10 protein-coding genes and 1 pseudogene are annotated in these 20,540 nt (G+C 62.9%); 2 read left to right on the top strand and 9 right to left on the bottom strand.

The window, feature by feature from the left end; translation table 11 throughout:
- Positions 1 to 36: 36 nt before the first annotated feature.
- Together BTO20_RS06840 and BTO20_RS06835 are read right to left on the bottom strand one after the other, a co-directional pair.
- On the bottom strand, positions 37 to 456 hold the full coding sequence (locus BTO20_RS06840) for a cytidine deaminase family protein (RefSeq protein ID WP_157680158.1): 420 nt from the start codon (positions 454 to 456) through the stop codon (positions 37 to 39).
- 186 nt (positions 457 to 642) lie between these two features.
- A complete protein-coding gene (locus BTO20_RS06835; RefSeq protein ID WP_157680157.1) occupies positions 643 to 2,520 on the bottom strand; it encodes an NACHT domain-containing protein in 1,878 nt (625 codons plus the stop codon).
- A gap of 382 nt (positions 2,521 to 2,902) precedes the next feature.
- Here BTO20_RS06835 and BTO20_RS39220 point away from each other — a divergent pair, with 382 nt between their 5' ends.
- A complete protein-coding gene (locus BTO20_RS39220; protein ID WP_157680156.1) occupies positions 2,903 to 3,568 on the top strand; it encodes a hypothetical protein in 666 nt (221 codons plus the stop codon).
- Positions 3,569 to 3,582: 14 nt separating this feature from the next.
- Here the strand turns inward: BTO20_RS39220 and BTO20_RS39850 are convergent.
- From BTO20_RS39850 to BTO20_RS40280, 6 genes and pseudogenes are all read right to left on the bottom strand, one after another.
- Positions 3,583 to 3,743, bottom strand: a pseudogene (locus tag BTO20_RS39850) (AAA family ATPase); the annotation flags it as partial.
- 148 nt (positions 3,744 to 3,891) lie between these two features.
- Entirely contained in the window at positions 3,892 to 4,143 is a 252-nt protein-coding gene (locus BTO20_RS06820; protein WP_087074451.1) for a hypothetical protein, read from the bottom strand.
- A 21-nt stretch (positions 4,144 to 4,164) separates the two neighbouring features.
- Positions 4,165 to 6,387 (bottom strand): 3'-5' exonuclease, encoded by a 2,223-nt coding sequence (locus BTO20_RS06815; RefSeq protein ID WP_087074450.1) that lies wholly within the window; start codon positions 6,385 to 6,387, stop codon positions 4,165 to 4,167.
- Positions 6,388 to 12,768: a DEAD/DEAH box helicase gene (locus BTO20_RS06810; RefSeq protein ID WP_087074448.1), complete on the bottom strand. Its 6,381-nt coding sequence runs from the start codon at positions 12,766 to 12,768 to the stop codon at positions 6,388 to 6,390.
- Positions 12,768 to 14,633: a DUF262 domain-containing protein gene (locus tag BTO20_RS06805; RefSeq protein WP_087074446.1), complete on the bottom strand. Its 1,866-nt coding sequence runs from the start codon at positions 14,631 to 14,633 to the stop codon at positions 12,768 to 12,770. Before BTO20_RS06805 ends, BTO20_RS06810 begins: the two co-directional genes overlap by 1 nt.
- 46 nt (positions 14,634 to 14,679) lie before the next feature.
- Complete coding sequence (locus BTO20_RS40280; protein ID WP_087074444.1) at positions 14,680 to 15,069, bottom strand: hypothetical protein; 390 nt, start codon at positions 15,067 to 15,069, stop codon at positions 14,680 to 14,682.
- Positions 15,070 to 15,554: 485 nt separating this feature from the next.
- Between BTO20_RS40280 and BTO20_RS06795 the strand changes: the two genes are divergently transcribed.
- Positions 15,555 to 16,717, top strand: a protein-coding gene (locus tag BTO20_RS06795) for an IS3 family transposase (RefSeq protein ID WP_087081721.1) whose coding sequence is annotated in 2 segments (ribosomal slippage) — positions 15,555 to 15,839 and positions 15,842 to 16,717 — 1,161 coding nt in all. Because the reading frame shifts where the segments join, the coding sequence is not laid out codon by codon here.
- On the opposite strand, the gene BTO20_RS06790 is transcribed toward BTO20_RS06795, so the two are convergent.
- Positions 16,686 to 20,537: a class I SAM-dependent DNA methyltransferase gene (locus BTO20_RS06790; RefSeq protein ID WP_456299082.1), complete on the bottom strand. Its 3,852-nt coding sequence runs from the start codon at positions 20,535 to 20,537 to the stop codon at positions 16,686 to 16,688. The genes BTO20_RS06795 and BTO20_RS06790 overlap by 32 nt on opposite strands.
- Between the last annotated feature and the right edge of the window lie 3 nt (positions 20,538 to 20,540).

The following is a 20,540-nucleotide window of genomic DNA, read 5'->3' as shown; positions in this document are numbered from 1 at the left end:
AAGTGGATCCGCCGTCCATCGCATCGCGCTCGTTACTCAGTAGGGATAGTGCGGCATCAGCTCGTCAGCTCTGAGCGTGACAAAGGCACCGCCTGGCTCTCCCTGGAAGCTCACGGCGCAGTCTGGGCCTCCGAGTTCAAAGATCCAGTCAAGGCACGCGCCACAGGGCGTGAAGCGCTCCCGAGGGCTTACAACCATGACTGCAACAGCCGGTCCCTCTCCAGCACTTGCCATCGTCGACAGGGCGTTGACTTCGGCATGAACGTCGTGGGACCGAAAGCGGTGCTCGACATTGCATCCCGCATGGATGTTGCCTTGCATCGTCAACACTGCCGCTCCAACCTTCGTCTTTCCATGAACAAGTGCGCGTTCTCTGACGCCCCAGGCAGCATGGGATAGAAGTTGCCAATCGATCTCTATAGGCTGCATTGAACGCGAGCTTTCTTCTAGGGCCACGACAGGGATCCTCCAGGTGCATCGCCACTCCGGCGCTGGTTAGCGGAGTTCCATCCTCGCATCGACAGTTGGGCCACACGATGAGCACCGCTTACTACAACCGCGGTTGCTCGCACGTGCCACCGGTCTCGCTTGCATCCGAGGCCCGCGCGTGGTTGATCGCAACACGTCCGTTCTTGCACGGGCTCAGGTGCCTGCATCGAGCGACGCAAACTCGTCAAAACGGTCAAGGTACCTATCCCAACGCAGTCGCTCGACTCCAGATTGGTGTATACGCACTTCGTCCAAGAGAGGGCGTATCGCGGGAGCCCAGTCCGAATCAGCACCCCCATAAATAGATGTCACCGCCAACCGGCTAAGCGATTCTGGCCGCAGATGTCTCCAGCACGTGCCGAGCGACTCGATGATCGAAATGCGTAGGGCACGATCCGTGGTGATGACAGCGATCTCGACGACTGACCGCACAGCACCGTAGGTCACCCAAGGATCAGGATCAGTGACAGCCTCAAGCAGGAAATCCGCGTTCGATTGCGTGGGCCACATCCCGAGTGCGTGCACCACGCGCCATCGGATGACATTCGCGGCGGGCTCGTCACGAAGTTGGGATCTGTAGATAGCACGGAGATCTCGGGAGACATCATTATCCGCTGTGAAACGACGAATTCCATTAGCAACTGTCCAGCCGATCAACGGTTCTGTTGAGCCGATCGCGGCTACCTCAGCCTCTTGAAGCGTGTGGGTATCCGGATCCCAACTAAAGAACTCGCGCCACTGGACCCACCAACCGACGTCATCGTAGTCTGCCTGCAGCACTTCGCTCACCACATCCTCATGGTTCCGTGCAGCACGCATTCGTTCCGCGATTTCCCCTGGCACGAGGTGTAAAAGCCCTGCAACTCGATCTCGCGTGTACTCGACGGGGTCGAATAGCCTCTCAGCCGCCATCGCCAGTACTGCCGTCTCCAAAGCGGGAGAAACCCGCCGAGGGGGCGTTTGCGTTTCAACAAGAGCCAGCACGGCGGCACGCCAATTCCAGTCATAAACGATCCGCAGAAATCGATCCCGCTCAGCGAGATCCTGTATTGCAGCGATCGTCATACCTACCGTGTCATTTGATGCCGAGTAGGACGTCACACGGTCGAGAGTCTTCGCACTCCACGACTCATGGTTGCGGCCGAGGTAGTAGCCAGCCAAAAACTGATGGATGAGCTGATGGCTGAAAATTGGACCGCTACTCCCATCAACCACGATCTCCGCCTGTCGCAGCTTCTCCATCACGGGGTTGTCCATCTTCGGCTGGACCGTTCCGCCGAGGTCAGTGACGACTCCATCCGGCTCGTACAGGCTGAATGCAAACCGTGCTGCGGGCTCGAAGTCCTCTTCGTTTATGTTTGCACTCTGCAGGTAGCCGTTCACCGCGCTTGCACGTGAGCCCAACTCAAGCTTGCCTTCTTGGAGAGCCCAGTTGAGAAAGAACGGGATGCGAAGTAGCTTTCTTTCTTCTTCGTTCCGCCCATCGTACTGTCCGGTTCCGAACTTCGCGTCGACGACAGCACGCGCTTCATCTTCCATGACACCGGCGAGCTTTAGAACAGTCCAGCCTGGCCAATCGGAGTAGAGGCCCTCGCGCCGATCGCTTGCAAGGACGAAAACCGGACCGTGGAATCTGACGTATTGATCGACCGTGTCACGTATCGCGACACCAACGTCGGCGTCCACCTCATTCAACGCATCGATAATTAGAAGTACTGTTTTCACCGCCGAGAACGCTTTCAAATCCTCCACTGTGGGCGCGATAGCCAACCCAGACCACATAAGAAGGGCGTCCATTGAGGGTACTACCGTTGTGCGGTCTGGATTTGCGACTAGCTGTGAAGCCCACGGGGGTCTCGGGTTCTGCTTGAGATCTAGGTAGACAGGGATGTGCTCGCCTCCAGCGGCCGCTGTTAATAAGACTTCCCGTAGAAGATTGCTCTTCCCCACGCCCGAGGCACCAACTATGACCAGCTTTACGTGCGTCGCAACGCACTGGAGGATTTCGCTCCTCTCGACGGCAGTAGCCACCCCTTCGCGCGCGGGGATCGTCGAACTTTGCGTCAGCTCCAATCGGAAGGGATCTGGCCGTGGTGGTGGTGTGTGCTGAAGCCATGTGTCCAGTCGATTCAGATACGTCCTCGCAAGACCTGCTGGCCCAGCCATAGACATCTCAGAAGGTTGATTCATTACCACGCCTTAGGTATGGACATGTGATGTGAGTGGCTCGCTGCGCCAACGTGAGACCCCTTGCCTTTCAGTGTGAATGCAACAGATTCTTCCTGTATCAGCACCGATGCGTGTAACAATTCGCGTTCCAGCTCCTCCTGGCGTACAACGTCGAATCGAATAACGTGGGGGCGCACGGCGAGCCGCCCGCCTGGCCACAGCAGCAATACTTAACCTCATCAAGGTGAAGAAACTCCTTCAGACGGCCTGTTGGATCGCAAGCTCAACACTAACCAAGGCCGTTCTTCTCGCAATCCTGCTCACGGTGGGTTACGCGGCGGGTGTCGGGCGGGACGGAGAGGTCCACTACGGCCCGATGTCGGAGTGGATCGGAGCCATAGCCACCTTTGCTGCTGCGGTTGTCGCTCTTCGCATCGCCACTAACGATCGCCAGGAACGGACACGGGAACGCATCCTGGAACGTGAGGCCCAGGCTCGCCTGGTGCGACTCAAGGTTGAAGACCCCAATGGCAAGCAGGCTCACTTCGACCTCACGGTCTACAACTACGGTGAGTCCGCGATTCTCGACGCCCAGATTGAGCGAGTCGAATGGACCGAGCATTCCGGAGCAGTTGGACTGCCCTCTGTCCCAGGCAACGAAGGCGGATCTGTCGGCAATCGGCTTCCAGTAGTGGTGCCCTACAGCCAAACCAATGTCGCGCAACAGCTAAGCGTGTGGTTCGTAGACGCCACCGGCGATCTCATAATGAAACGGATTAGCACTGACGGCCTCGGCAACGAGAAATACGTGTCGGGCGATCCTACGCGCGTCTATGCCGCAATCTCCTTCACCGATGCAACCGGACGTCGCTGGGAACAAACAACGGATGGCGTTGTGAAGCGGCTCTGAGCTACCGCAGCGGGTTTCCTCGCACCGGATTCCGCGCGAGCATTGGACCTACCGCCAACACCTCACCGAGATAGTCCCCCAGCGACCAGTTCGCCGCTCGGCCGTGTTCGGCGAGGCGGTGATAGTGTGCGGCGATCCGCGGGGCCTTCGACAGCCGGGCCTGATGAGCAATCAGTTTGTCGGCCTCGCCCGGAGCCGGAGGTACGCTTGGTGGTCGCCATCAGGCGACCTCCCCGGTACCGAAGATGGCGTCTAGGCACTCAAGTCGGCGACTTCGACGCTGACCTCGACGTGATCGCCGGCGGCCGGTCGGGGCGGACTGCTCACGCAGCACCGCGCCGGTGAGCAAGGATGAATACGTGCGATTTGTGCCAGCTGATCTGGCGACACCATACGCACCTGGGCCCCGGGTCGCCGGCGAGGCCGATAAAGTCCTCTTCGTAGAGTGGATAAACCCACCCGTTGTAAACGATCCCGGACACTCCACCGCGCATCAACCGCACCGGACGCCCGGCCGCGTTCGCCACAAACGTGTCACCGTCAAAGATGGCGGCGTCGACGACCTTGGATGCCATCACATCACCGCTGTCATCAACTCATTCGGCCGTTGCGACCGCGCCCAACAACTCAGACCGTTTCCCACTCCACGTCACGACCAGCGCATCCCGCGCGCGACTGCTGGCGACATAGAGCAGTGACCGCTCCCGCAGTAGCGCTTCTGCGCGTTCTTCATCGGGCACGTTACGTAGCGTCGCCGGTGACGGCACGTGCTTCTCGTCGGCTCCCACCAGCACGACCCGGGAGAACTCCATCCCCTTGGCCCGGTGCATGGTCATCACCAGTGGCTGACCCGGTGTCGCGGCGTTCTTGTCGACAGCACGCGCTGTAACGCCGCGCTCGCCGAGCCCCCGAACGAAGCGGTCGCGCTCGGCCTGGCTGCGGGCGAGCACCGCAATACTCTCGGGCTGCACGCCCTCCGCCAGCCATGCCTCGACCTTCCTCGCCACCTTTTCCAGCTCGACAGCCAAGTCCGAACACGAAATCAACTCCGGCGTCGGGCCGTTCCGCGCGGACCGGTACTCACTGGTCGATTCCTCACCCTGTTCGAGATCGCGATACTCCGCACCGGAGAGCACGCTCACAGCGAAGTGGAGGTTCTGCGCGGTGGTCCGATAGTTCAACGTCAGCCGGCGGGACCGACCCACGATCTTGACCCCGAAGCGGCTCAACACAACCGGGCTGCCGTAGATCCGCTGGTGCGAATCCTCCGCAATGAACAGATCGTTCGGCCCCTCCGCCACCAATGCCCGCAACAACGCCCAATGTGTGGCGTGCAGATCCTGTGCTTCGTCGACGATGACGTGGTCGGCAAGGTAGGTGCCGTCGCGTTCAGTGCGAACTCGCAGCGCCTCGGCGGCGAGGGCGAGAACTTCCGGGAAGCTGATGGTCTCGTCCATCTGACTCTGTCGACGAAACGCCTCAACAAGCTTCCAGACGGCGATGCGCTGCGGACGGCTGAGACGCACTCCCCGACCGGGACGCGCGGCCTTGGCGTACTGCTCCAGCGTCGTGATGCGGTTCGCGAGAACTACCGACACGTACTCGCTCTCCAGAAATGCGGGGGTGGCCAGTTTCGCGTCGAGCCCCGAGTCGATGGACTGCGTAACTTCTCGCCACACCGCATCGGATGACGTTCGCTTGGAACCGAACTCGGTAGCGTGACCGAACACTCGCTCGCAAGCCGCTGAGGCAGCGTCTCCAGACCGGTGCAGCACATCTCGGCCGAGCGCATCGATACCACCGACGTACACGCCGGGATCTCCGGGCTTGTCGGCGATTCGCAAACCGGGGTCCAGTGCCTTGAGGTCAGTCTTGAGCCCCTGGGCGAGAGTGGCGTTGAAAGTGGTCAGGACGATCCTGGCGCCGGGGTTGTCGCGGGCGAGACGACGGGCTCGATGGATCGCGACGACGGTCTTGCCCGTACCGGCGCCACCTGAAAGACGGAATGCGCCAGAGAAATCCGACTCGACGTACTTGCGTTGTTCAGGATGCAGGAAGGTGCGCCACGCTGCGAAGTCGCCACCTTCGATGACTCGACGCAGTTCTTCGTTGTCTTCGATGAACGCGAACTGCATCTTCGAGGCCGGGCGTTCCAGCGCAGCGATGATCTGCTGGTTCTCGTCGAGGGATTTGTCCACCGGCTCTTTGGCGAATCCGTGGTTCTCCCGGATCGTCTCGATCGCAAGACCGGTGGCGAGTTCGAGCAGGGCGCTGCCTTCCCATTCGAGCCCCTCGGCCGCAGCTTCCAACAGCGCCGACTCATCCGGTGCCTCCATCGCCTTGGCCGCCAGCACGGGGTTGATGCCCAACCCCTCGGTGAGGTCGGCGAACTTGTAGCCGACCCCGGCAAGGTAGGACAGCTCAGGTTTCGAAATAGGTTCCACGATGGCCGAATCCGTCACGGCCTCCGCGGGCGCGGACTCTCCGATCAGGCCCTCAAGGGTGCCGTTGATGGGGTTGACCCGAAGGGTCGCCCGTTCGGCGAGCTTGATCGCGTCATCATGGCCCCAGGTACCCATGTAGATGTACGTCGGCCCGCTGGACTTGTCGTCCACCCGGAACAACACCGCGCGATAGTGCAGGTCGACGCGACCCGTCCGCACCCGGGGATCGATGGCCACATGCAGCGGCTCGATGTGCAGAGAGGGTTGGGTGTCGTCGGCGGCGAGCTTCTCGAAGAAGTCGTACACCTTGTTCTTCACCGAACCGTCCAGCTTGGACATGCCTTTGCTGTTCGACGCGATAACCAGATTCGCCACCTACACCACTCCGTTCAATTTCAATGCCTCGACAATCTCGTCGACATCGGGCGGGCAAAGCGTCCACCCGTCCACGGGCTCACCCTGATCGAACACCACAGCGACCCGCCCACCAGCCCACGCCATGTCCAGCACATCGCCATTCGTAGTCTCGTAACCCAGCTCGGGTGCCGCAGCACCTGCGGCAGCCAAGGCCCGGATGAGTTCGCGTTCTTCGTCGGACACCGCCTCGTCGAACAGGAGCAGCCATGCCGCAGGCAGATCTGGCTCTCCTGCCTCCGCAGGCCCGGACACCGGGGCGGATGCCAACAGGGTGCGGGTGGTGACGCGACCCGGGTCGCTGATCCCCAGCCAGTTCGACAGCCGCAGCCATTCCTTCCACGCCTTCCCGCCCAGGTCTTCCAACCGCTCGTCTCGGTCATCGACGGCGAGCACAGCCTGTGGCGGGTCGGACGTGGTCCGGACGCTGGCGGTGACGGTGACGCTTCCGGCGGCATACGCCCAGCACATGTCGGACCCGGCCGCTTCAAACGGCGTCGATCCGTCCAGCGTCGCCAACGCCGCCGCAGTGACCTCGTCAACATCAGACTTCACCCTGTTGTCGCCGCGCACGAAGAGGTAGGGCATCCAAGTGCTGAAGTGCTCCCACGCTTTGATATCTGGATCAACCACGAACTCCAGCAGCTGCGATACCGGGTCTTTGGCTTGCAGCCGAACCAAACCCGGTTGAACATGGAACCGGCTGGTGACGAAGCTAGTGGCCTTTTGATCGAACCAAGCCGGCTCGATCGACTCCCCAGATTTGAACCGCTGCAGATCCTCATGTCCGAAGGCCCACACCAGATAGCCCGCGACCCGCAATGCGGAGCGTTTGTCGGCGTCTTCGGCGACGCGGTTGCACCCGGCGACCGCATGGAAGGATCGTCCGTCGGCGAAGACCGCGATCCGCGGGATGTCCGGGTCAGCGGTCTGCAATACAAAGTCCGGCTTGACGAAGTCCAGGGAAACCTGCGGTCGCAGTGACCATTTCCGTGCCTTGCTGCCCTGCAGCGTGATGGTGGCCGACGGACCGTAGGTGCCCGGCTTCTCTACGACGGCGGCACCCATCAACTTGAGCCGCTCGATGAACGAGCAGTAGAAGTCGCGCTCCAGGAACGACTCGTCACTGAGCGGCGTACTGGGCGGTGCCTGCTCGGTCACCTCGGCGGTCCAGGCATTCAGGTCGGGCGTACCGTGGGCGCCGACCTCCAGGATGCCGTCGAGCAGGTTCAATGCGGTCAGCCGCGACACCTTATCCATCTCGTAAGGCGCGGCGAACGGCAACAGGCAGCGGTGGCAGGCTAGCCGCTCCTCGTCCCGGCACGCGCATTCCCGCAGGATCTGCCGGGCGGCGGCCAGCACCGCGAAAACCTTGGTGTGATTGGCGAATTCGGCGAGGTACCCTGTCCCACCCGGAACCGTGTCATGGATCAGCAGCGCGCGCCGGTCGGGCGCCCACAGTGCGTCGCTGATGGTGGCGACGTCGAGATGTTCGGGTGATCCGCCGATCACCTCACGCAGGCCGAGCAGGATCGCGGCGGCCAGGCTGGGGTGGGCGAAGTTGTCGTACTCCATCTGCGGCGGCAGGTGCAGTAGCACGCCCTGGGTGCGCAGTCGTCGCGCCAGGGCGATGTCGCGGACATCCTCGGCGGCCGAGCCCCGCAGGCGACACCAGGTGCGGTGCTCGTATCGACTGTTGCGGCCGGCCTCCTTGTCGAGTTGCCCACAGGACGCGCAGACCCGGAACAGGCCGCTGGCCGATTCCTGCCCGGCGATCATCCTAGTCTTGCCTTTAGACGTGCGTTCGCCCAGGTTGATCCAGCGAATATCCAAGCGCCGCAGGTATTCCGCACCGAACGATGAACTAGAACGGAACCAGGTGCGCCCCACCTGGGTGGGGTCGACGTCGGCGGCGGTCACCACGGTGAACGGTTCCTGCGCGCGGTTGTCGCGTAGGTCGTTGATCGTGGCCTCATCCCGGCGCACTTCCGCCGAAACGCGGGTCATCTCGACGACCGGCAGGTGCTGACTCACGTCGGCGATGCCCGTGCTGTGGCAGCGCGGACAGCTCGGCACCGGGTCGGGTCCCGTGGCGGACGCGCTGCTGCGGACCCACCCGCATTGTGGGCATACCTGCCAGGCGTGGATGTTGGATTCACCGGCACCCAGGTCGACCGCGTCGATGGTGACCGCGAGCCCTTGTGCGTAGAAGGTGGCGCCGGGCGCGAGTTCGGTGAGCGCAACCCGGGAACCGCGCTGATAGCTGAGCTGCTCACCCATGTAGTCATTGCTGTCCGGATCAATCCAGGTGACACCGACATCGAGGGTCACCGCGTCGTCGAGCAGCGTGTAGTTGGGTAGAACTCCATAGCGCTCGAGTACCGAGATCCAGTAGTCACGGGTCTGCTTATCGAACTGTTTGCGAAGCAGGTTCAGTGATCCCCTAGCGATCTTGGCGGCTCGGCGGTCATCGTCGGTCGCGGCCGGGGAGGTGGCCCGGCGTTCGAACTCGGGCAGGTCCGCCTCGACGATCGCCAATCGTTCGCTGATTTCTTTGAGATCAACTTGCCATTGATATGCCGCGGCCATCAGGCGCTGAGTGAGGCCACTGGGGCCGCCCTGCGGTGGTGCGCTCGCCCAAGACCGCAAGGCGTCGACGGCGTCGGGGCTGAGATGCTCCCCGAACTGGGCCAGGAAGCGGTCCAACAACGCATCGGCGTCGTTGGCGGCGGTGTCCATCAGCCGGGCCAGCCAGCTGTCCGCCCCGTTGTCGCCGAGCACCGACCGTGCATCCTTGGGCGCCACCAGCTGCGGGTCACGGGCGAACTGGTCGATGATGTGCGCAATGTACTGGCGTTGCAGGATTTCCTCGGCGCTGAGGAACGTCGCCGGCGGGCGTACATCCCCCTGGATCACCGACAGCGGTTCGAACAGCTTGGGCAGATGTTCGCCTCGGCCGCGAACGTAGGCCAGCACCAACGAGTTTCCGGTGAGCCGGCCGGCGCGTCCGACACGCTGCAGATAGGACGACACCGATCGGGGCAGCGATCCGAGCATGACGGTGGACAGGTCACCGATGTCGATGCCCATCTCCAGGGTCGGGGTCGCGACGAGCACGTTGGGTGCTTGCGGGTCGGTGCCGCCGCGTTTGAATGCAGTCTCATATTCGAGGCGGGTCTTGGTCGGCAGCAGGCCGGTGTGTTCCCGTGCGACGACACGTTTCATCTCCGTGGAGTCGTAGAGACGCCGGTAGAAGTTGTCGGTCTTCGCGCTACGACGCAGCCGTCCGGGGCAGCGGATCAACGTGCAGGGTGCCCCGTCCAGTTCGTCGACGGTGGTGGCACTGCCCGGCACCGGGGTGTGGCAGATGTCACAGGCCAGCAGGTGCCGCGCGTCGACGAGCGCTTCCAGCGTAGGAGCGCTGACCTGGACGGTGGCCGGCGACAATCCGTAGACGGTGGAGCCGGTCTCGGTGGTGGCGGTCGACAGCAGCATCTGCTCGGCGAGGTCGGCGAACAGCGCCTTGGCCAGGAAGGTGCCGTCGTGGGGGCTGACGTCCAGGCATCGCGACGTCCATTGCGCGTACCAGGAAGACGGGGCCGTGATCGGGTCGAATCCCTCTGGCAGGGCACCGGTTCCGGACTTGAGAGCCGGGAAGGCCGGGGCGGGGCGACCTTTCGGGAAGGCGGGCATGCCCTGTCCGCGTGGGCGCCCACCCCACACGTGGTAGCGGTTGGCGTTCTTCTCCAGGTAAGGCCGCAGCCAGTCGTGGTGAATGGCGCCGCGGGTACGGATCCGTTCGACCGTACCCCGCACCCACTGGGCCAGTGCTGCATCGGAGACCCCGGTCAACGGAAACTGGGCGGGGCCGGCCTTGTCGAGGGCACGCCTCCCGATGATCGGTGCCTTGTGCGCCGCCCCGAGGTAGACCTCGGCGACGACGCTGCCGGTTAGCTCCAGGGTGCGGCCGGTGCGGGACTGCAGACCGAATTCGAGGTCGACGTCGAACCGCAGCCGGCGCTTGGCCTTGTTTTCCGCCGCCCGCCGCGAGTTGGGATGCACGTCGGGCTTCCAGAACGCCACGAACTCGTCGCGGTCAACGATGTCCGGCGGCAGCAGCTGGTAGCGCAGCATCGGATCGTTTCCGGCACGGTCGATGACGGCTCGGGCGAGCTCGTCAAGGTCGAGTTCGGCATCGCCAAGCGCTCCGCGCAGCGCCGTGCGCAGGCTCAAGCTGTGCGAGCGTGCCTGCACGAAGCCGGCGCGGTGCGCGGCGTCCTGCACGCTGTCGGTGAACATCAACGCTTTCTTTTCGGCGGCGTCGAGCTGCTTGTCGCCGAACAGGTTCGACAGGGTCACCGACAGCTGGGTGGCCACCGCGCTGCCGAGGAACCGGATGCCGTCAGCGGCCCCGCAGGCGGGGCAGACGTCGTTCTTGGATTGCTCGTCGGCGTCCGGTCCGATCAGGGTGAGCACCGGCAGTACCCGGCCGTCGACAACAGCAGGGCTCTGTGGGTCCGGTGTCGTGTCGAGGAGTCCACGCTGGTCGAGGTGGAACCACCGCAGACCGTCGACGCCGCCGACGACCTGAGCTTCGGCGGGCGCTGAGATGAGCGCGCGGAACCGAGAGGCACCGGCGGCGTGGTCGGCGCGGATCGCCTCGTCGGTGACGTCGAGCGCGCTGCCGGTGGGGGCCAGCCGTGCACCCCAGCCCGAGCGTCCGCAGTGCCGGCAGTACACCGCGGGCAGGTACAGCTCGTCGTCGACGGAGGTGCCGTCGTCGGACCAGCGGTATTCGGTGGCGGCCCGGACGGCGCGGTCGATACGGCTGAGTTCCCGGATCCACAGGTGCACATCGACCCCGAGCGCCGCCCGGCCGGTCTCGGCCCGGATGTGCGAGAGCATCGCAACGACGAACTCCAGGAAGCGGATCCGGGTGTCGCGGGTGCGGGTGACATCGCGATCGACGGGGACCGCCGGAAACACATGCTCGGCCAGGTCGGGCAGCGACACTGCGTCGACCGCGTTCTCCAGCACTGCCTGGATGAAGCGGTGCCGCTTGAGCTGGTCGAGCATTTCCTCGGCGTCCAGGTCCGACGCGGTGGCGGGATCACCTGTATGTCCTGACTTCTCAAAGAGGTCAGATTGGGCGGTCTGCTCGAAAAGTTCAGACTGGGTGGGTTTCGCAAAGCGATCAGATTGGAACATCGTCTCGAAGAGCTCGGCGAATACCGCAGTGGCGATAGCACGGTTGTCGCCGTCGCCTCGATCGACGGCGGTGATCCGGTCGAGCGCGTCGGGCAGGGCCGGTTCGATCGGCTTCCAGGCGTGGTCGTGGCTGCCCAACCGGGCTTTGCGCCATTCGCCGGGGCTCAGCCGCGTTTCCTCGATGACCGCGTCGGCACCGAACGGTTCCCCAAACACGGTGTAGGCGAAGTCGAGCATGGCGGTCGGGGCGGCGTGCGAACCCAGGGTCGCTGATGTGGCGACCGGGGTCATCTTGCCGAGCGGGCGAACGCGGTCATCGTCGGTGACCCGTGACGTGGTGGTCCAGTGGGCTTTGAGGGTGAGGCCGAGCCGACGCAGCAGCATCGCGACGTCGGTGCCTTGCGCACCGTCGTAGGTGTGGAATTCGTCGAGCACCAGGTATTGCAGCGATTCAGCTGACAACTGCCACATATCGGCGCGGTCGGGGCGCAACAGCATGTGGTCGAGCATCTTGTAGTTGGTGAGCAGGATGTCGGGCGGTGAGTCGTGCATGAGTGAGCGATCCGTGATCAAGCCATCTGCTGAGACCCGAGTGCGCCCACCGCCGCTCTGCTCACCGGTGTAAATACCCGCAGTGACTGCACCAAGGGCCGGATCCCCGGAGATCAGCTTGGCCAGTCGCTCGGCCTGATCGTTGGCGAGCGCGTTCATCGGATAGAGGATCAGCGCCTTCATCCCGGTGACACCGGACTTCTTGGCGCGCAACACGTGATCGAGGATCGGATACAGGAAAGCCTCGGTCTTACCCGACCCGGTGCCGGTGGTGACCAGCGTTGGCAGCGGCCGATCTTGGTGCTGGGTAGAGAGTCGTTCAAAAGCCCGCGCCTGGTGCCCGTACGGGGTGAAACCGGCCGGCCACCAATCCAGATGATCTCGCCAGCCGTCGGCGGCCGGGGCGAACGGCAACCGCAGCCGTACGTACGGTCCCTTGAACATCCCGTTGTCGGGATCACCGATGAAGTCGGTGAGCACCGCCTGCGCGTCGGGGTCGGTCAGTGCGAATGTCGTTGCGAGGTAGTCGGTGAGGCCCTCTCGCAGGTGCATAGCTTGGATAGTGGGAAGCAGTGCGCCCATCAGGTGTTCCTATATGGCGTCGATTGGGCTGTGATCAGGGAATCGTCGACCAACAGATCTTCTGGATTCCAAATCTGTTGCGCCACCTTTTCGTAGAGCGTGCCGCGGTCCAGCACGGCCCGTGCGGTGAAATCGTCGTACGGCGTGAACGGCAGGCCGGTGCGATCGAGGAATTGTCGGAAGCCCGGATTGTTCTTGTAGCACTCAGCATTCAGCGACCGTGCCAGCAGGTTCTGGGCGTTGTAATGTTTCAGCTTCTTCTCGAAGGTCATGTCGCCGTAGCTGGCGTTGAACTTCTTCGGCAACAGCAGGAGGTCGCCCATCAGATTGCGATGATCCGCGAAGTCGGCTGCGTGCTCGAACTCGTCGGAGTGGCGGCGGGGGTGATTCGCCCAGATGTGTTCCACTTCGTATTTCACCGGTGAACCGCTGGTCATCTGCAGATACGTCGAGTGACCACCGGATTCCACTTCGACGTAGTCGGTGATCCGGGCGAGTAGCCGGTGCAGGTGGCGGCGATTCTGTTGATGCAATCTGAGTCGGTCCGTGCTGCCGATCCGCTCAGCCTCTTGCATGAGCTGGTCGTACAAGATGCGTCCGATCTTGGAGACATCCTGGCCGCGAATCGCTTTCGTCACCAGGAACGTCCGATATTGCAGGGTGGAGGCGTCGATTGCGCGGTTGTTCCAGATGCGCCAGGTCAGCAGGATGTCGACGTAATTCGCCACCAGGCCGATCTTGCGCACCGCTACGGCATCGTCCTCGCCCACGACCAACGGCGCCAGCAACATCGGGACCTGCAAGGTGAACTGGTGATCAGCGTTGTACCGGACGCGCTCCAGACCCGCCACCAACGCCGGCGCTTTGGTGGCCGCCATGATGGTCATGAAATGACGACGGTAGAACTCGAAATCCTCGCGGATGAACCGGGAATAATCGTCGGATTTCTCCAGACCGATACGTGAGGCATTGCTTCGCAGCCATCGGTGGAACTCGGTGCCGATTTTGTCGTAGTCCAAACCGACCGCACCCTTGCGCCGTTCGCGGATGGTCTCGGCGTACTGGCTGCGTAGCCACGCCTTGAAGAAGTCGGCGTCGAGTTCCTTGCCCACCGCGGCGAGATCCTGCACACGGTGGCGCCACAAGTCCCCTGGCCCACGGCGGGCGTCCTCGTCGATCCCGGCCAGCAGGTAGCCCTTGAGCATGTCGACGGGGCGCAGTTGCAGCCCACGGTCGTTCATCGTCTCGAAAATGGTGTAGGCGTCGTCGTCGCTGTAGGCGGTGATCTGGATGATCTGGACGCGGTACTGCAGCCAGTCGATGAAGTACGGCAGGGCAGCACCCTGCAGGTCCTGTGGCAGCAGCTCGCCGATGTCTTCGTAACGCTCGACGAGGTTTCGCACCGAATCGCTATCCGCGGGAGACGGGCTGAATGGTTGTCCCTCGTACAGCGCTGTCATACAGGCAACGCGATCCTCGACGTCGAGGTTGAACGACTTCTTGCCAAACGCATTCGACAAGATCAGTTCGTCGATGTTTGGCTGGTTGTGACCGTTCTGCAGTTCGCGCAGACAGGTCAGCAATAGCGTTAAGGTCGTCAGTCGTTGTTGCCCGTCAACGATGAACCGTTGCGCGCCTTTCTCGCTGAGCACGATCGAGCCCAGGAAATAGAACGGGTATGACTGCACCTCCTCGCGTTGGTGCGACGGCAGGTATGCATCGAGGAACTGGGCGCTCAGATCGTCGATGAGTTCACGAAGCTGCTTTTCTTCCCACTTGTAGTCGCGTTGGTAGTAGTCGATGGAGTACTTGGCGCCCTTGAGGATCTCAGCGACGGACCGTGCTACCCCGTGTATCTCCTTCAACGTGCCTCCCCCAACTCTCGACCTAACATCGCCTTTGCCGTCTCAACTAGACCTCTACCAGTGCGCTGAAGTGCTTGTGCGCCAGCTCCATATCGCGCTCCCGTTCGACGCCGAGGAACGGCTCGACATAGGTGACGCCGTCGATGGTGAGGTCTTCGGGATTCAGGGCGCTCTTTTTGCGATAGTCGGAAAAGAGCTTTCCGGGTAGCTGTCGGCCGTTCGCGTCGTAGAGCGCGTCCCGCTCGTACTTCTGCAACACCGGGAACTGGGTGCGGTAAATCGTGAGCAGTTCCTCGGCAGTGATGCCGAGCATGATCGCCACGATCGCGTCGATCTCCACCAACGCCTGCCGCCGATCCGCAGCGCGGCGCAGCGGCGTGGCCCACTCCCATTTCGGGCCGACTTCACCCAGCGGTGTGCGGCTGGCGTAGTCCACGCCAATGTGCGGTACCCACGAATCCTGCTGCCATGCCGTGTCGTAGAGCTCCTCCCAGAGTGGTGCGTACGGGCGGACGAGGCAATTCAGGCGGAGCGTTCGGAGTGAAAGTTGAGCTTCGAGGAAGTGGTTTCGAACATGCGGAAGGCGTGCGACAACTCCATACTTTAGTTCTGAGACTCCCGCCGCCTTTACAAAGAAGTCAGCGACGATCGACGACCAAGTACCGCTGGCAACTACAAGGTCACTTGTCGACGCAAGGGCCGCGCTCCGAACTAGGTCCACGTGACAAGGACCGGGCGGCACGATTGCTGAGTGCAGAGTACGGACATTAGCCGGCTCCCCCATTCGCCTCCACGCCAGCCGGAAGTAGCTCGAACTGGACTCACCATGCCACTTCGGATATGCGGCAATGGGGTCTGCTGCACGAATAGGTGACATCTGAGTTGGCTTGCCCGGAACGGGTGAGCTGGAAGGATGTCAGTGTGCCCAGGCCCTACCCCCGAGAGTTCCGCGATGATGTCGTCCGTGTGGCCCGCAACCGCGACGACGGCGTGACGATCGAGCACATCGCCACTGATTTCGGTGTGCACCCGATGACGCTGCACAAGTGGATGCGCCAAGCCGATATCGATGAAGGTGCCAAGCCCGGCAAGAGCACCGGCGATTCGGCTGAGTTACGGGAGCTGCGTCGCCGGAATCGGTTGTTGGAGCAGGAGAACGAGGTCCTGCGCCGCGCGGCGGCCTATCTGTCGCAGGCCAACCTGCCGGGAAAAGGATCTACCCGCTCGTAAGTGAGCTCGCCGCCGACGGGATCCCCGTCGCGGTGACGTGCCGGGTACTCAAGCTCGCCCGCCAGCCGTACTACCGCTGGCTGGCCCAGCCGATCACCGACGCCGAGATGATCGAGGCCTACCGCGCCAACGCCCTGTTCGACGCCCACAAGGACGACCCGGAGTTCGGGTACCGCTACCTGGTCCAAGAGGCCCGCGATGTCGGCGAGCCGATGGCTGAGCGCACCGCCTGGCGGATCTGCTCGCAGAATCGATTGTGGAGTGTGTTCGGTAAGAAACGCGGCAAGAACGGCAAGGTCGGTCCGCCGGTGCACGATGATCTTGTCGAGCGTGACTTCACCGCTGGCGGTCCAAATCAGTTGTGGCTCAGCGATATCACCGAGCATCGCACCGGTGAAGGCAAGCTCTATCTGTGTGCGATCAAGGACGTGTACTCCAACCGCATCGTCGGGTACTCGATCGACTCCCGAATGAAGTCCCGGTTAGCGACCACGGCCTTGAGCAACGCGGTGGCACGCCGCGGCGAGGTGGCCGGATGCATTCTGCATTCCGATCGCGGATCTCAGTTCAGGTCAAGGAGATTCGTGCATGCTCTGGGCCGCTTCGAGATGGTCGGATCGATGGGCCGTGTCGGCGCAGCCGGCGACAACGCGGCCATGGAGAGCTTCTTTAGTCTGCTGCAGAAGAACGTGCTCGATCGTCGCCGCTGGGACACCCGCGAGGAGCTGCGGATCGCGATCGTCACCTGGATCGAACGGACCTATCATCGTCGCCGGCGCCAGGCGGGTCTCGGGCGGTTGACCCCGATCGAATTCGAAGCAATCATGACCACACCGGCCAGTCAGGCCGCGTGACCGCAACTGTCACCTGATCGTGCAGCAGACCCATGTACTCCGGGTAGGGCTTTGCACGCTGGTAGCTAGTTCTTGGGATAAACGAGTCTGAGATCTGATCGTGGTCGATGAGCGTCGTGTCGAGACGGTTTTTCATCGTAATGTTCGGCTGTTTGAACAAGGGCGTCGCGACCGTCAGATGCGGCCCCTGCAGGATGACGTCCTCCCAGCGGTCCGGAACCGCGGATGCCGACTCGAAAAAGCCTAGCTTGCGGTCGGCCGTCTCATGCCAACCTGCCGTCCATTCGAAGTCGATGTTTCCCAGGCGTCGCGCAGCAGCAATCTTGTCGAGAACGTCTGCGCTGGGACGGTTTACTGGATACAGCATGCGAGCCTCGGCGGGCGGGGTGCCGGGTTCATCGATCAGAGCTGCCCAGGTGGATAGCTGCGGCTCAGTGACCTCGATGATTCGTTCGGCATGGGGGCGGATGTCCCAGTGGCCGTTCTCATCCTTGACACCTGGCACCGCAGTGGAACCGTCGTGGCCGAAAGAACGGCTGACCGTATCGGGGTGGTAGATCGAAGCACTGTGCAGGAAGCGAATTGGGGCTTGATGTCCGTAGACGTGCACGCCGAAGACATTGTGATGGTCGACCTCGAAGAGGCTGAGTTCATTCCGGAACTGCCAGTGCCTCCGCAACCGCCCATACGTCTCCCGCCGCAGCCCCTTCGCCCGCAGCTCGGTGAAATGGCTCTCCGGGTGTATCAGTCCCACAACGCCTTTCTCCGCAATCGACCGCCACGTACGTTCCATGAAGCAGCGATATAGATCCGGCTGCAAACCCGCCAGCACCGGTCGGTCCACGCGTGAGCCGAGGTGCTCCTTCAGCCCCGCCTGCTCGGCCCGCTCGTCCAAGAATGCGTCGAGCACGTCTGGAATTGCGAGGACCTCCTCCCGCTTTCTCCGCTTGGTTGCCTCGGCGGGTTTGTCGGCCAATTGCCACCACGGATCGAACTCGGCCAACACCCCGGGCTCGTCCCAATCGGGTCGCACCCACGGCGGGTTACCAACCTGTAAGTCGAAACCACCACGCGTGAACACCGGCGCGAAGTCCAGCTCCCAGTGGAGGAATCCCTGCATTCCGGCGATGCCAGCAACGACTCGCAGCCACGGGAAGCCGTCGAGTGCCCTCTCGATTGAGAGCGCTTGGGCGAAGGTCCGGTCATTGTCTTCTGCAAGGTCGAGGTCCTGCCAACTCAAGTCACCGAAAAAGCTTGTTTGCCCGCGCTTCTCCAACTTGCTGGCCTTCGGCGGCACACCCAGAATCGCCTCCAGACCGCCGACCCACTCCTCCCAATCGGGTGGTTCGATGTCGGTAGTGAGCGGCCAGGACCACAGCGCACACCAGGCGTCCATCACCCGGCGCAGCCGACGGTAGGCACCATTTTCATCGTGCAGCACCGCTTCGATCTGCTCACGGGTCACCGCTGCACCTGATCGGTCATCGGCGCGGAACCCCCACACGTCGATGTCGCGGCGAATCTCCGACTCCGCGATGGTCAGCCTCCGCAGCGTCAGCTCCCACAACGTTTCTACGCGCTGGGCCAGGGCGGTGAGACGTTTCTTGATCCCCGCGCTCGGGTTGGCACGAATACCGTTGCGCCACAGCCGCAATTCCTCACGCTTGTCCGGAGCGTAGGTCTTGGCCTCGGGGGTGTCGATGACCGCGCCCCACCCCTCGGAGGGCAACAGGAAGTGGTGAATACCCGCACCGATCTCGTCTCCGAGAGGCACATCTTTGGGCACCGTTTTCAGCCAAGCCTTCTTGGTCAGCAGCGTCAGCGCATAGACCGCGCGCCGGGCCCCGATCAGCGAGTTGCCCCGCCGCAGATGCAGCCCGAACCACGGGGCCTGCAGCCCGGCGACCATGGTGTCGAGCCACAGCGAAATCTCGGCCAGCTCCACCGCCGTCGCATTCAGGTCCACGCCATACACCTGGTGCAGCGCGAGGTACGCCCTCACCTTCTGCAGCTCGACCTGGTAGCGGTCTGCGTCAATGACCTCGCCGCGATCTTCCTGCTGACGCTTGAGGTATTCGGCGGCCAGTTGGCGGACCGCTTCGATCGCGAACGCACCGGATCCCAGCGCGGGCTCGCAGATTGTCAGCTGGAGAATCTGTTCCGGTGTCGTGCGCTGGCCGTCCTGGTTTAACAATTCTTCCAGGGCTTGGGAAACCACGAACTTCGTCAGCACCTCGGGGGTGTAGTACGAGGCCGACTGCTGGCGCTCTCGGCCAGCGAGCCTGAACACGAAGGTGCCCTGCGTGTGGAGCACCGGGACACGCTCGCCGGTAGCCTCATCCTCCACCGTCACGAAATCGGACTCCGACAAGTGATCGGAGCGGGTCACCGGAACCACCCACGACCCCTTCTCCGGATCGCCGTTCTTGGCGACCTCGTAGAGGTCTTCCTCTGCGAAGAAGCCGGTGTAGGACATCAGGCCCTCATACACCGCGCCGAGCTGGTTGATACCGAGCTCGGCATACGAGATGAACCCACGGCCAGAACCCTTGCGCCCCTTGGACTCTTTGGACAGCAGCAGGTGTTGTAGTACCTGCTGCGTTGCCTCGTTGCTGAGCCCAACCTGGTCGATGAGTTCGGTGGCGGCGGGTGCGAATAGGTCGGCGCGCAGCTCGTTGAACTCCAAACCGGGGGCCGGATCATCGGTTCCATCACCAGCCACAGGTGTACGCGGGTGATGGCCGCCGTCGACAAGATGAAACAGCTTGGCCAGCGACTCGTACAGGTGCGTACCAGATTTCGCGGTGGGCGACACCAACTCGGTCAGTGTCAGCTCACGCAGCCGGTCCAGGCCGTACCCCTCGCCGTATTCGGGGGCGCCAGAGGGCAGCACCCGCATCTCCGGCGATGCTTCGGCGTAGAGCAGGAACAGGATGCGATACAGGAAGCGCAGCGAGTGCTTGGCGAGTTGTTGGGCGTCGATCTCATCCAGTGGCAGGCCGCAGTCGGCACGGCGCTGCACCACGTCGTTGGCGATGATCTCGATGGACAGTCGGATGCCTTCACGCAGATCCTTGGACACCCCGACGGTGTGTTTGACCGAATCTTCGAGAACGCCGGTCCACCAGATGTTTCCGTCCGCGTCGGGCAACAGCGCTTGACGTCCGAGGATCGCGGCGGCCCGGTCGAGTTCGCCGCCGCGTTTATCGTCGCGGCGTTCGGTGACCACCAGCAGATCGACGGCCAGGTACCGTCCTTCAGCCCATCGCTGCGCTTCTGCCAGCAGCACCCATTGACCGGCCTGCACCACGATGAACGCAGGGGGCTCGTCGGCACGGAACGCCGAAGACACTGCCTTGGTCACCGAGTCGATGGGCTTGCCGTCCTCCTCCCCCGCGTCGAGCAGAAGCCCGGTTTCGGGGTCGAGCAGGTCGTCGACCGATTCGACCGAGCGGGCCTGCAGCAGCAACGTGCTCGTCACACCGGCCGGTTGGGCGTTGGGCAGCCGCAACTCGGTACCGGCACGCTCGCCGGTGTAGTCGGTCAACGTCTCGGGAAACCCGAGGACGGTCCGGATCAGCGCGTGCGTTGCAGGCGCCCCGTCCGGGTTCTCAGCCAGGGTCGACAACTGGGTCTGCAATTCGCCGGCAGCGGCCAACAGACTTCGTCGTACCGTGTCCCGCCCCTCGGCCGCTTCGGCATCCCACTGCTTGCGGAGTTCGATCACCTTGCCCTGGAAGGACTCTTTGGTGGAGTCAGTGGTGAAGTAGTGCTCGCTGATCCAGTCCTCGCCGACGACGATGGAATCGTAGGACGGCATGGC

This window comes from Mycobacterium dioxanotrophicus, assembly GCF_002157835.1.
Classification (GTDB): domain Bacteria; phylum Actinomycetota; class Actinomycetes; order Mycobacteriales; family Mycobacteriaceae; genus Mycobacterium; species Mycobacterium dioxanotrophicus.
Note: the sequence above shows the minus strand (reverse complement) of the source record. Positions and strands in the feature narration are given on the sequence as shown.

Excerpts from the sequence above, each read along its gene's own strand:
- BTO20_RS06820 (WP_087074451.1), bottom strand. The coding sequence starts at position 4,143 with ATGGCATCCAAGGTCGTCGACGCCGCCATCTTTGACGGTGACACGTTT.
- BTO20_RS06810 (WP_087074448.1), bottom strand. The coding sequence starts at position 12,768 with ATGGGCGCACTGCTTCCCACTATCCAAGCTATGCACCTGCGAGAGGGC.
- BTO20_RS06790 (WP_456299082.1), bottom strand. The coding sequence starts at position 20,537 with ATGCCGTCCTACGATTCCATCGTCGTCGGCGAGGACTGGATCAGCGAG.